Annotated in this window: 10 protein-coding genes; 6 read left to right on the forward strand and 4 right to left on the reverse strand. The window is 61.9% G+C overall.

The features are described 5' to 3' along the window. Positions 1-69: 69 nt before the first annotated feature. The 5 genes from H2052_RS07825 (at position 70) to H2052_RS07845 (ending at position 6,490) form a co-directional block, all read left to right on the forward strand. A complete protein-coding gene (locus H2052_RS07825) occupies positions 70-1,188 on the forward strand; it encodes a glycosidase (protein WP_293779883.1) in 1,119 nt (372 codons plus the stop codon). A gap of 150 nt (positions 1,189-1,338) precedes the next feature. Then, a complete protein-coding gene (locus H2052_RS07830) occupies positions 1,339-2,280 on the forward strand; it encodes an NAD(P)/FAD-dependent oxidoreductase (RefSeq protein ID WP_293779885.1) in 942 nt (313 codons plus the stop codon). A gap of 204 nt (positions 2,281-2,484) precedes the next feature. After that, the gene (locus H2052_RS07835) at positions 2,485-4,002 is read left to right on the forward strand and encodes an ATPase domain-containing protein (protein ID WP_293779887.1); all 1,518 of its coding nucleotides are present in this window, start codon (positions 2,485-2,487) and stop codon (positions 4,000-4,002) included. Then, positions 3,999-6,047 (forward strand): ATP-binding protein, encoded by a 2,049-nt coding sequence (locus H2052_RS07840; protein WP_293779889.1) that lies wholly within the window; start codon positions 3,999-4,001, stop codon positions 6,045-6,047. Before H2052_RS07835 ends, H2052_RS07840 begins: the two co-directional genes overlap by 4 nt. A 269-nt stretch (positions 6,048-6,316) precedes the next feature. Next, complete coding sequence (locus tag H2052_RS07845; protein ID WP_293779891.1) at positions 6,317-6,490, forward strand: DUF1328 domain-containing protein; 174 nt, start codon at positions 6,317-6,319, stop codon at positions 6,488-6,490. 98 nt (positions 6,491-6,588) lie between these two features. Here the strand turns inward: H2052_RS07845 and H2052_RS07850 are convergent, their stop codons facing one another. Next, positions 6,589-6,801: a hypothetical protein gene (locus H2052_RS07850; RefSeq protein ID WP_293779893.1), complete on the reverse strand. Its 213-nt coding sequence runs from the start codon at positions 6,799-6,801 to the stop codon at positions 6,589-6,591. Between the two features lie 332 nt (positions 6,802-7,133). Here H2052_RS07850 and H2052_RS07855 point away from each other — a divergent pair, with 332 nt between their 5' ends. Further along, on the forward strand, positions 7,134-7,715 hold the full coding sequence (locus H2052_RS07855) for a DUF305 domain-containing protein (RefSeq protein ID WP_293779895.1): 582 nt from the start codon (positions 7,134-7,136) through the stop codon (positions 7,713-7,715). 183 nt (positions 7,716-7,898) lie between these two features. Here the strand turns inward: H2052_RS07855 and H2052_RS07860 are convergent, their stop codons facing one another. The 3 genes from H2052_RS07860 to H2052_RS07870 form a co-directional block, all read right to left on the reverse strand. After that, a complete protein-coding gene (locus tag H2052_RS07860; RefSeq protein WP_293779897.1) occupies positions 7,899-9,968 on the reverse strand; it encodes an amidohydrolase family protein in 2,070 nt (689 codons plus the stop codon). A gap of 148 nt (positions 9,969-10,116) precedes the next feature. Next, complete coding sequence (locus tag H2052_RS07865; protein WP_293779899.1) at positions 10,117-11,262, reverse strand: LLM class flavin-dependent oxidoreductase; 1,146 nt, start codon at positions 11,260-11,262, stop codon at positions 10,117-10,119. Then, positions 11,259-12,896, reverse strand: a complete 1,638-nt coding sequence (locus H2052_RS07870) for an AMP-binding protein (RefSeq protein ID WP_293779901.1) — start codon at positions 12,894-12,896, stop codon at positions 11,259-11,261. The genes H2052_RS07865 and H2052_RS07870 overlap by 4 nt, the downstream gene beginning before the upstream one ends. Between the last annotated feature and the right edge of the window lie 61 nt (positions 12,897-12,957).

The following is a 12,957-nucleotide window of genomic DNA, read 5'->3' on the forward strand; positions in this document are numbered from 1 at the left end:
TGGTTTCATGTCAGCGGGAGTGCTTGAACACAATCTCTCCCCAGACACGGGACGAACAGGAGAAGCCGTATGGAATTTACCGTTGATCGTCTTGTCTTTGGGCCCGACGACGTCGATCTCACGCGCTCCCCGCTTGCAGGGCACCTAGGAGTCGAGACATATGTGCTTGGCGCCTTTAATCCCGGCCTCACCCGCCTGCCCTCCGGTAATCTCCTCATGATGGTGCGGGTAGCAGAGGCTCTGCGGGATCCCATCGTAAATGGCTATGTTCACAGCATTCGCTGGGAGGATGGCCGCTACGTGCTTGACGCCTGGCCACTCGACCTCTGCGATACTGCGGACCCCCGCAAGTTCATGGTGCGCAGCGGCGCCTGGCGTGTCATGGCGCTGACATCCCTCTCATGGCTCTTGCCGGTCGAACTTGCGCCCGACTCGCTGGAGGTGGTTGCCGTTCATTATGATCGGGCCATCGCTCCACACGCCTCTTTTCAATGCTACGGCGTTGAAGATGCTCGAATTAGCCGGGTCGGCGGGCGATGGCTCATGACGACCTGCTCGGTAAGCCCGGAACGCCATTCAACGACGCTCTACAGTTCGAATGATGGTCTTCATTGGTGCTTCGAAGACATTGTCCTCGATCACCAGAACAAGGATATGTTAATCTTCGAGGGCTTGATCGACGGCACACACTGGGCGCTGACACGCCCGCTGGGCGACCTGTATTTCGCCTATCCGCCGCACTGTCCGTGGCGCGCGGGTCCTTCAATCAATTTTGCGACATCGCCCGATGCGCTCCACTGGAAGCCGCACGTCAACCCCGGAATTCGTCCGCGCGCCGATACCGTGGCATCCGCACGCATCGGCGGTGGTACGCCCCCGATTCTCACCAGCAAGGGCTGGCTTACCCTGTGGCATGGTGTCGAACCCAAGGAGATCGTGGGTATCTACCGCACCTATTGGTCATTGCTCGCCGCCGATGACCCTTCGCGCATACTCTCGACAGAGACCGCACCGCTGCTGGAGGCAAACGCCGAGCTCACCCAACCGCTCGAGGACAAGATGTACGTCCGCGACGTCGTCTTCTCCACGGGTATCGTTGAAGATGGTGACGATTTTGTCGTCGCCTCCGGGGAGGCTGACCTTGCCTGCCGGATGACACGCATTCCTCGGACATGCTTCGGACTATGAGTATCTCCGCCGTTTCCGCACGCGCGGACATACCGCAGGAGCCCAGGGAGATAGCGTATCTGGAGCAGCATCTCGCGCCGTAAGCGCCTTCGCGGAACCACCCTTCCCCCCCGTGCGTAGGGGAGCGCGGCTATCGGCGGGAGGAACATGATGAATAATCCTGAGACGTGCTGGGACATTGTCGTCATTGGAGCCGGCCCGGCTGGGCTCACGGCCGCGCTTTATTTGGCTCGCTATCGCCGCAAGGTGCTCGTCGTGCATGACGGCAACAGCCGCGCGCTGCGCATTCCCACGACCCACAATGCACCAGGATTCCCCGAGGGGATCGACGGCCCGTTGCTGATCGAACGCATGAGCCGGCACGCGGCGGCTTACGGCGCATGTACCCAAAAGGCCGAGATTATTGATATCGAGCGGTCGGCGGACAGCTTTCGGATGCGGTCCTCCGACGGCAGGGTGTGGGAGAGCCGGGCCGTCGTCCTTGCCAGCGGCATCCTCCTCAATCAGGTCGATCTCGCCGAGGATGTCCACGACGCCGCATTGCGCGCGGGCGTACTTCGCTACTGTCCGATCTGCGACGGATTTGAACACACGGACCAACGAATCGGTGTGATCGGCTGCGACAGCGATGGCGCCGCTGAAGCCCTGTTCCTGCGGCAATACTCGCCGGACATCACCCTGATGCCGCTGAGCCATCCCGCACTGTCCGAGGAGCAGGCTTCCGAACTTGCCCGCGCGGGCATCGTTGTGAAAACAGGCGCACTTCACGCGCTGAACCCCGGGCCGGACGGTATGGAGGTTCATCTCGAGGGCGAGGCTGCGCCGCTCCTCTTCGGTGTGATTTACCCGGCCCTCGGAAGCCGGCCACGTGCCGAGCTCGCTGTGCGAATCGGCATTGAACTGGAAGCCGAAGGGTGCGTTCCGGTGCGCTCGATCCGCGGCCGATGTGTTCCTGGCGTGTTTGCGGCAGGCGACGTCGTCGAAGGCCTCGATCAGATCAGTGTGGCAATGGGCCATGGCGCCCTGGCGGCGACCAGCGCGCACAACTGGCTCCGCGAGCAGGATCGGCAAACGCTTCAGGCGGCGTGCTAGTCTACCGGAAGGTTGAAATGCCCGCCCGCACCAGCGCGGCCCGGTATGAGGAAGCGCCGGAACGATTCCAAGGGTTGGAAGGTTGTGTCTGGAAGGGGCGCGGCGCACCCACGCGAGCGCATCGGACGACGGTCTTCAGGCTGCCGATCGTTCAATATTGGCTGAAAATTTTCATTCCTGAACACCGTGTTAAGGAGGGGTACGATGGCACCACGCCTGCCCGACATCGAGGGCGCAGAGACTGCGGAAAAGCGGGCGCTGACCGGGGTGGTCGGATTGGATGATGTTCTTGGGGGCGCTCTGGAACGCGGCTGCCTGTTTCTTCTGGAAGGAAGTCCCGGCACCGGAAAGACGACCGTCGCGACCCAGTTCCTGATCGAGGGTGCGGCTCGCGGTGAGCGTTGTCTCTACATCACGCTTTCGGAAACAGAGAAGGAGATGCGAAAAAGCGCGCGGTCGCACGCATGGGATCTTGCCGGGATCACGATATTTGAGCTCGTGCCGCCCGCCAGCCTGCTCGACGACGAGCACCAGCAGAGCCTGCTTTACTCGTCCGACCTCGAACTTGGCGAAACAACGCAACGCATAATCTCGGCGTTCGAAGCTTTGAAACCGGACCGCGTCGTGCTGGACAGTCTCTCGGAGATCCGGCTGCTCGCGCAAAGTTCGCTGCGGTACCGCCGGCAGATTTTAGCTCTAAAGCACTTCTTCGCGCTTCACCATGTCACCGTGCTGATGCTCGACGATCTGACGGCTGAAGTCGCCGACAAGACCGTGCATAGCGTGGCTCATGCCGTGATCCGGCTCGAGGAACTATCGCCGCACTACGGACCTGAACGTCGGCGGCTGCGGGTTGTCAAATATCGCGGTCACAAGTTTCGCGGCGGATTTCATGACTTTGTCATCAACACGGGGGGCGTGCGCGTTTTCCCACGCCTCGTTTCGGGGGAACACAAGGGGAGCTTCACGCGTGACACGCTTCCGAGTTCGTCCGCGGAACTCGACGCATTGCTCGGGGGCGGCATCGATCGCGGATCGAGCGTTCTCGTCCTCGGACCTGCCGGCACTGGAAAGTCCCTGCTCGCGCTCACCTTCGTTCTCGCGGCGATCGAGCGAGGCGAACGCGCTGCCATGTTCATTTTCGACGAGGAGTTGGGCGTCCTGTTTGCACGGGCTAAGGGCCTTGGTATCGACATGCAGTCAATGGTCGATGACGGCGCACTCCTCATCGAACAGGTCGATGCGGCACAATTGTCACCCGGTGAGTTCACACAGCGCGTTCGTGACGACATCGAAACAAATGGGGTCTGCACGGTCGTTATAGACAGCCTCACCGGCTACCAGGCCGCGATGCCGGAAGAAAGCGCGTTGGTCCTCCATATGCGCGAACTCCTGCAATATTTGAATCGCCAGGGTGCGACGACATTCCTGACGGTTGCGCAGCATGGCCTGGTCGGCGACATGAAGGCGCCGGTCGATGTGACCTATCTGGCGGATACAATCATCCTGCTTCGCTACTTCGAGGCATCAGGCAGGGTCAAACGCGCGATGTCCGTCATCAAGAAGCGAACGGGTGTCCACGAAAATACCATCCGGGAATATCGGATCGGCGGTGATCGCGGTCTCGAGTTGGGTCCACCCCTGGTCGGCCTTCAGGGGGTGCTGCACGGCGTGCCCACGTTCACGGGAGACCGATCGCCCCTGCTCGACGAGCGCCCGTGATCCCTCATCTCTCAGAAAGCGCACTCGTCCTGGCGCCTCATGGCCGCGATGCAGGGATCGCAGCCGCCGTGCTCACCGAAGCGGAAGTGCGTACCGTCGTTTGCGATTCACTCGCGGAGCTTCAGCGGAGGCTCCAACGTGGAGCCGGCTTTGCGCTCCTGACCGAGGAAAGCCTCCGCGGAGCCGACCTACGTGCACTTTCGGGATGGATTCGGTCACAGGCTGAATGGTCCGATTTTCCGTTCGTTCTCGTGACGCACAGGGGTGGTGGGCTTGAGCGCAATCCCTCCGCCAAGCGCTTTCTTGAGCTGCTCGGGAACGTCACGTTTCTCGAGCGGCCATTTCACCCGACGACGCTCGTCAGTCTCGCCCAATCGGCTCTGCGAGGTCGCCGGCGTCAGTACGAAGCTCGTGCCCGACTGGAGGCGCTTCACCGCGGCGCGGAAAAGTATCGCTCGTTGTTCGAATCGATCGACGCGGGTTTTTGCATCATCCAGATGATATACGACGACGCCGGCAGGCCGATCGACTATGTATTTCTCGAAACCAACCCTGCCTTCGAGAAGCAGTCGGGTCTCGTGGACGCCGTGGGACGCTCGATGCGCGCGCTCGTCCCCGCTCACGAGCGAAAATGGTTCGACATATATGGCGAGGTCGCGGCGACCGGAAACAAGGTGCGCTTCGAGGAGCATGCCGAGGCGCTCGGCAATATTTGGTATGATGTCTACGCATTCCGTGTGGGCGATCCGTCTGCACAGCAGGTCGCCGTTCTTTTCAACAATATTTCCGCTCGCCGCGAAATGGAACAGGCACTACGCGAGAATGAAGACAGACTGCGCCGTTTGAACGAGACGCTCGAGGCGCGCGTTACCGAGCGCACTGCCGAACTCGCCACAACCGAAAACGCGCTGCGGCAATCGCAGAAGCTTGAAGCCATCGGACAACTTACCGGCGGCGTCGCTCACGACTTCAACAATCTCCTCATGGCGATTATGAGCAGCCTGGCACTGCTGCGAAGGCGCGTGCCCGATCATCCGACGGTCCATCGCCTGATCGACAATGCCTTGCAGGGCGCCGAGCGGGGCGCCGCGTTGACCCAGCGCATGCTGGCCTTCGCAAGGCGGCAAGATCTCGCGGCAGAACGCCTTGATGTGCCAGAACTCGTCAACGATCTCGCCGAACTCGTCGGGCGCACGCTTGGACCTGCATGGCCTCTGGAACTGCACTTCACGGCCGATCTGCCTGCGGTGTTCGCTGATACCAACCAGCTGGAGATGGCGCTCCTCAACCTCGCGGTCAATGCCCGTGACGCGATGCCGGGCGGTGGTACCATCCGTATAACGGCCGAAAAGCGCGAATTGCCCGATGCAGACATCGCCGGCGTTCATTCCGGCACGTATATCGGGCTTTCAGTGATCGACACCGGGCACGGAATGGATTCAACAACGCTGGAACGCGCAACCGAACCGTTCTTCACGACCAAGGGAGTCGGCAAGGGCACAGGGCTCGGGCTTTCCATGATCCACGGCCTTGCGAGACAGCTGGGCGGCACGTTTACGCTGAAGAGTGCTCCGGGCGAAGGCACGACTGCGACGCTCTGGCTCCCCGTCGCGGCTGGCGTCGCTGGCGAACAGAGGCCAGTCTCACCGCCCCCTGCGGACGCGGAGCCTGCCGTTGGCCGTCTCAAGGTGCTTGCAGTGGATGACGACAGCCTGGTTCTTCTCAACACGTCCGCGCTTCTTGACGATCTCGGGCACCATGTTCTCGAAGCATCCTCCGGAGGCGAAGCACTGAAGCTTATTCAGCGCCATCCCGACATCGACCTTCTCATTACAGACCAGGCGATGCCCAACATGACCGGTACTCAGCTCGTCGAACACGTCGCGGATCTTCGGCCCGCATTGCCCGTCATTCTCGCGACTGGATACGGCGAAGTGCCGCCGGGGTTTGAAGACAGGATCATCAAGCTCGGCAAGCCTTTCAGCCAGAAACTGCTCAAGCAGGCTGTCGCCAAGGCCATAGGGCGCACTCATGCTGAGACCTAGCGAGGTCGCGGCTCATCATGGCAGGAAGGGCGCCCGATCAACCATCGCAATTTTCGTGAAACGGCAGTGCCGCAGCGTGCGCTTATCAGCGCGAAGTTTGGTCGCGTATCCGCCGCTACCCCCCGGGCTTTCGGCTTATTGAACAATAGCACCGCCCGGCCGCAGACGAACGCCCGCTGGTGATGCCGGCTTTTTATTTCGTAGGCGCGGAACGCTTCGACGTTCGACACATTGTTTCGTGAGGAGCCATTCAATAAAAGGAGCGCGCGTTGATTAAGTGGGCCATCATTTTCGCCATCGCCGCATTAGTGCTCGGTGTTCTGGGCTTCGGCGGGCTCGCCGGCGCCTCGATGGGTATTGCCAAATTCTTATTCGTCGCAGCCCTGATTGTGGCCGTTATCTTCCTCGTGCTGGGTGTTACCGCTGCGAAAAAGATCACGTGAAGATCCAGTCGATCGACCATTTGATAAGAGCGCCCGGCCCATTGTGCCGGGCGTTCTTTATTCGCGACCGGCCATGGGGCTTTCCGGCGCCTGCAGCGTTAGGGTAGTCGTGCGTTGAGTTCCCTTCGCGCGGCCGTGTCCCCGGCCCGGCGTTCTGCGTTGGGTTCGGCGGCGCGTGCGCTGGCTTCGGTCGCCTGCCGACCATACCGTTCGGCCAACTCCAGATGGATGCGTCGGGCTTGGGGATCATTGCTGGCTTCGGCCATCATACGGCAATGCGATGCGCGCATCCGGAGATAATCAGATGACATCGTCGCTTCTCCTGCTGGAATTCAAGGGCAGCTTCTCCCGAGGTCAGTCGAGACCGGCTCAATAGGTTCAAGGAATCGACTCGGCCTCCTTAACACACGGCGGGCGCTGTCCCGAATCAGGACAGGCTGATTTGCGATGAACCGTTCATCGCGTTCGTCCTCGTCCCCTTTTCCTTGTCATAACGCCCCCATGCCGCGCTCGATGACCAGCTTGCGCCGCCGCAGCAAAGGGCGCCGCCGCGTCGGGCGGGCTGCTCTAACCCGACCTTCGCGCGCGCCCAGAGCGAACTGAACCAAAGCCCGCCTGATCCGTTGAACGGCCGGAGGCCGCAATGGATCACGATCCGAAGATGGGCATGGGATGGGGACGCTTCGCGGCGATGATCGCGACGTCGACCGTCGTTATGTTCCTCCTGATGTACCAGCTCGTGTATGGCTGGGACCATGCGCTGTTCAGCCTGACACGGTTTATCGCTTCTCTTGTAATGGGCTGTGTCATGACAGCGGTGATGCTTGCTTTCATGTGGCGCATGTACCGGCCCGAGAAAGCAAAAATTGCAGTGCTTGCCACGGCTGTTATCGCGGGCGTGACGCTGCTTGCCGTGAACCGTAGCCAGGCCCTTATCGGCGACACGAGCTTCATGAAGGCGATGATCCCGCATCATTCGATAGCCATCAACAATGCACGAAAAGCTGATCTTCGTGACCCGCGCGTGCGCTACCTCGCAGATCGCATCACGCGCGATCAGGTGAAGGAAATTGCTGAAATGAAGATGCTGGTTCGCGACATCGAAAAAAATGGTAGGCGTGCAAACGCACCGCTGGCGGCCGGCCCTGCGACGTTGACAGCCGATGGCGCAAAAGAGGCTCAGGATTTGGTGAGCGGCAGGTTGCTTATAGACGAACCTTTATAGCAACGGCGGCGGGATTGCCTCGCCATGCCATCGCATTCCTGCATGACTATCTTAAGCCTGTCGGCCCCTGCCCCCTTGCCATGCCGGCTGTACCGCTATCGACATGGCACCGCCTATGCCGCCGCGCCACGCTTGTTTACGTGAAATACGGTTTGCGAAATTTTCCAGCGCAGCGCAGGGCTCCTATTTGGGCGCGCCGCTATACCCCGCCGCCTCTCGCAACTCTGCGGCATCCATCACATAACCATCGCTGACCACGGTCGTGACGCGTCGGAGCGCACCGAACTCGGTCGAGACGTCGCCGTCCACCAGGACCATGTCGGCCTCCTTCCCCACCGCGATCGAGCCGGTGCGCGTGTCTGCGCCGACGACGCGCGCCGGGACGATGGTCGCGCTCTGTAGCGCTTCGGCGGGGGTGAACCCGGCCTGCTTATAGATTTCGAGCTCGCGGACGAGCTCGATCCCCCAGCCGTCCGTGCCGGCGACGATCGGTACGCCGGCCTTGTGGAGCCGACCGACGAGCTCCACCATCTTCGCATAGCTGCGGCGATAATCGTCTCGCGTCAGTCCCTCGACCAGCGGATAGCCGCCGGCGGTGAACTGCGAGCGTTCGAGCACGGGGGAGACGATGCCCATGTAGGGCGCGTAAGCCGGATGGGGCTTTCCGCCATCGTGCGTGAGCATCCCTTCGAAGATGACGATGGTGGGGTCCACCTGTGTCTTGCGGCGGGCGAGATCGGCGATGAAGCCCGACATCAGCGGGCCATCGAGATCGACATCCTTGAAGTAGCGCGCCGGCCCCTCCATGCGCTGGCGGGTGTTCGCCTTGTCGATCACCGCGCGCGGCATCGCCTCCATCACCACGAAATTGAGGTGAGTGAGCTCGTCGTAGCCGGCGGCGACGGCCTCGCTCGGCTTCATCGTGGCGGGCACATGGCCGTGCACGTGGAGGCCGAGGCGGTGCGCCTCCGCTGCCGCAGGCGCGATCCACGCGGGGTTCATCGATGTGTAGAACTTCACGCCCCAGAGGCCCGCATCCTTGATGCGGCGCACGGCGGCGACAGTTTCCTCCGCGCTACTCACCACCTCGGCCCCCTGCGCGGCGAGCGGATCCTTCTTGTCCACGATGGCGGAGATGAAGGGCTCTCCCATCAGGAGTTTGCCCGCGGCGCGGCGCTTCACCACGTCCACCGCGCGGTCGAAGGTGGTGCCGGGGCTGCGGAAGCTGGTGATTCCATTCGCGATGTTGCTGAGCACGCTCCAGTCGTCGCCGATGTGGAGGTGGCTATCCCATATGCCGGGCACCAGCGTCTTGCCGCGACCATCGATGATGCGCGCGCCGGCGGGGGCTTTCAGCGATCCCGCCGCGCCGATGGCCGCGATCTTGCCGTCCCTCGCCAGAACCGCGCGGTTTGCAAGGAACGCGCCCTTGTCTGCATCGAAGAGCTGGACGTTATCGAAGAGGACCGGGGCTTTCGCGGCGGGATCAAGGAAGCGCCTGGCGATGCCCGCGACAGCCTCTGCCGTGGCAGCGTCCTGCGCGTCGCGAAGCTGGCGCAGCGCACCCTCGTAGCCCGCCGGGAGCAGCGAGATGTAGCTGACCTCGCCAAAATAGCGCTTGTTTTCGTCAAGCCACACGGGAACCGGCGAGGGCATGACGCCGCTGATAAAGGCGAGCTGGACTGTCTTGGGGCCGGAGGGGCCCTCGATCGTCTCCGTGCCGCCGAAGGTCATGCGGCCCTTGCCGCTCGGCAGGAAATCAAGGCCCTTGTCGCCCGCCGCCGCGAGCGCCTCGATGAGCGGAGCGCCCGCGATGCCGACGCCGCCCGCGGGGATGTACCAGCCTCCGGCCGGGGCCTCGCCTGCGTCGTTCGCGGTCTTCCAGGTCGCGCGGCCGTTTTCGACGCGGTACGCCTCGGCCGCGTCTCCCGACATGGTGACGCCGCGCACAGTCAGCGCCTCGATCGTGCCGCCGGGGCCGAACGTCGTCACCTGATCCATCTCGGTGATCCAGCCGCGCAGCTCCTGCGACCAGCGATAGGCCGTGCGGCCACCCTCAAGCTGCCAGCGCCACTGGCTGCCGTGCTGGCCCGCCTCGGACACGACGACATAGTGCGCCGCGTCCGCGGGCGGCTTCAGCAGCTGATCCTTCGGGACGGGCTTCGACTGCGGGGCTGGCGCGGGCGCGTCATGCGCACGTGCGGAGGCAAGAGCGGCAGACGCCAGCAGCGCCGCAATCAGAACCAAGCGCATCATCGGTCTCCCCATGTGCCAAGCACGGCAATATGTGGGAGCTAAGGGCAACATGCGCCGCAAAGCAAGCGTCGACCGTAAGGCCAGCCACCCTCGCTCACGTTTTTGATCCGATGGCTCGAGTCCGGAAGTGACCCCCAAGCGTGCCTCAAAGTCCTGTTTCGTAAAGAGAGGAAGTGCCTCCCCTTTGCCGAACATCATTCTCGACAAGACTTGGCAACACATCATGTGCCAGTCGCTGCAAGACGTCGATATAGTCGATCGCGCTGAAGATCACGCCATCGATGCCGGCATTGGCCATGCTTATGAGCTTCGCCGCCGCAGTCTGCGCATCACCGACAATTGGCGTTCCGGAACCGAGCGCCACCGTGCGCCGCATGAAGCGCATATGTTCCGAATCCTCGGCGACGCCGTTTTCGCGTGCCAGCGTTGAAATGAAGCCGTCGATGGCGGCGTGGTCCGCCCGGTCTTCGGAATAGTAGCGCAGATAGTCGGCCGCCTCGGCATCCGTGTCCTTCAGCACGAGCTGAGCATTGGTCCAGACCTGAACATCCCGACCATATTCGTCTCGCGCCAGCGCTTTGTATTTATTGACCTGAACCCGCCACTGATCGGGGTTCTCGCCGAAGAGACCTATAAGGCCTATGTTCGAATGGCGCGCCGCGAAGCGCATGCCGGTCTCAGAGAAGCCGGCATTCATGATCGGTACCGCACTGCCCTGCAAGGGCTGTGGGCGAGAGAGCGCGCCCTTCATGCTGAACCAGCGGCTGTCGACATCGAACTCGTGCGTTTCCGACCACAGGCGGCGGATCAGTTCCAGCCATTCCGCGAGATACTGATAGCGCTCTTCATGATCGAGCATCTCGATGCCAAACATCTCGAACTCGCGGCGATTCCAGCCGCCAACGACGTTCATGCCGAAACGGCCACCTGAAATCGCATCGATCGTCGCCGCCTGCTTCGCGACGATCAGCGGATGCACGGTTGGCGCATGCGTGGTCGCAAAAATCCCGATACGGCGCGTCGCCTGCGCGATCGCAGCGGCATAGGTGAAAGGCTCGATTACATCGTGCGAGGCGTGCCCAAAGTCTCCGTCCACATAGCCTTTCCAGCGCGCGATGGGTACGATGGCTTCAAGTCCGGTCTCGTCAGCCAGCTGCGCAATACGCAGACACTCTGCCCAGTTCGGCTTGAACAGTTCCGGCACGGTCGTAAGGGCCGGCATGGTGTTGGCACAGAATACACCAAGTTTGAGCCTGTTGTCGGAGTAAACGGGATGGTGCGAAACCGTCATTGCGCCAGAGCCTCGCGGCGGACGCGTATCCCGGCTTTCTCACGGTCCCATGTGTCCGCAGTCAAACCCTCTTTTCGCAGATCACCCTTGAGCACTTTGGCTGACGGCGTCTTCGGCAAAGCACTCATCACGCGGATATAGCGCGGCACCATGAAATAGGGCATGCGCGCCACAAGGAACTCCGTCAGCTCCGTCATATCGATCGTGCTGCCAGGCACGGGCGCCACCACGACCATCACCTCATCTTCCGAATACTCGCTGGGCACCCCGATCGCGGCGCACTCGCGCACGGAGGGGTGCGCGCAGACTTCCGCCTCCACTTCAAACGAAGAAATGTTCTCGCCGCGGCGGCGGATCGCATCCTTCATGCGGTCGACGAAATAGAAATAGCCATCTTCGTCCATGCGAAACGCGTCGCCAGTGTGGAACCAACCGTTTCGCCACGCCTCCGCCGTCGCTACCGGATTTGCGTTGTAACCACTGTTCATGCCCCATGGACGGTCAGTGCGGACGAGCATCTCGCCGACTTCCCCCACCGGAACCTCGCAGTCGTTCGCATCGACGAGTCGCACATCGACATCGGGGCGCGGACGCCCGCAGGTCCCCCGCTTTGTCGGATTTGCTTCTGACACGATCGGAGAAGAAATCTCCGTCATATTGAAGATCGTGTAGATATCGATACCGAACCGCGCCTTGAACGTCGGCGCGTCATCGGTGAACGGCACCATGAACGCAAGCTTCACCTTGTGGTCCCGGTCCCGGTCCGAAGGCGGCTGCTTGATGAGGAACGTCGCCATCACGCCGAGCAGGAAGACGACCGTGGTTTCCGTTTTTCGCACCACATCCCAGAACGTATCCGTCGAGTAGCTGTTGACCACCGCAACGGATGCGCCGCGCGCGAGCATTACGAACGGCGGACCCATGCCGCCGATATGGAAAATCGGAGCAACGGTCATGTAGCGGTCGTCTTCCGTCACCATCGGCCAGCTTTCGGGGCCGGCGTTGGAGAACATGTGAAGATACGACGACAGCACACCTTTCGAAGGGCCCGTTGTCCCCGATGTGTAGATGATCGACTGAATGTCCCATGGATTGATCGGCCGCTCGAGCGGCAGCAGGTCGGCTTCTGTACCGGAGAGATCGCCGAAGCGGCACGTTGGCAGGCCGAAATCCGTGGCCTCAAGATCGGTCGTCAACACGGCACGCTCAAGTCCGGCGATGTCAATCTCTGAAAGGCGCGGTGCGAGTTCCGGGTGGACGACGATCACCTTGGCGCCGGAATTCGCCACGACATGCGCCAGCAGCGCGCCGCGGTACGCCGTGTTGAACGGCACGAATACCGCGCCGATGTAATTAATGGCATAGAACACGAGCAGCGCATCGGGTCCGTTTGGAAGCCAGACCGCGACGTGATCGCCCTGCCGGATTCCAAGCGCCTGCAGGCCCGCGGCTTTCTCGATCACGCGCCTGCGAAGGTCGCGAAAGCTCCACTCCTCGCCGTCTTCGAAGATGACATGGGTCTTGTCCGGGCGCTCCACCGCCCAGCGATCCACGAGATAGCGTAGAACACACTGGTTCCTGTTCGGAATGCGTGGATCGTGAAAATCACGCGCGGCATCCTTCGGGTCCGCCATGGAAACTCCCCTCGTCCGTTTGTTCGTTGTTGCGGTTGGAAACGCTCCAACCGATGTGCAC

It is taken from the genome of Sphingosinicella sp., assembly GCF_013911755.1.
Classification (GTDB): domain Bacteria; phylum Pseudomonadota; class Alphaproteobacteria; order Sphingomonadales; family Sphingomonadaceae; genus Sphingosinicella.

Coding starts and splice junctions, on each gene's coding strand:
- H2052_RS07825 (WP_293779883.1), top strand. CDS start 70: ATGGAATTTACCGTTGATCGTCTTGTCTTTGGGCCCGACGACGTCGAT.
- H2052_RS07830 (WP_293779885.1), top strand. CDS start 1,339: ATGAATAATCCTGAGACGTGCTGGGACATTGTCGTCATTGGAGCCGGC.
- H2052_RS07835 (WP_293779887.1), top strand. CDS start 2,485: ATGGCACCACGCCTGCCCGACATCGAGGGCGCAGAGACTGCGGAAAAG.
- H2052_RS07850 (WP_293779893.1), bottom strand. CDS start 6,801: ATGTCATCTGATTATCTCCGGATGCGCGCATCGCATTGCCGTATGATG.
- H2052_RS07855 (WP_293779895.1), top strand. CDS start 7,134: ATGGATCACGATCCGAAGATGGGCATGGGATGGGGACGCTTCGCGGCG.
- H2052_RS07860 (WP_293779897.1), bottom strand. CDS start 9,968: ATGCGCTTGGTTCTGATTGCGGCGCTGCTGGCGTCTGCCGCTCTTGCC.
- H2052_RS07865 (WP_293779899.1), bottom strand. CDS start 11,262: ATGACGGTTTCGCACCATCCCGTTTACTCCGACAACAGGCTCAAACTT.
- H2052_RS07870 (WP_293779901.1), bottom strand. CDS start 12,896: ATGGCGGACCCGAAGGATGCCGCGCGTGATTTTCACGATCCACGCATT.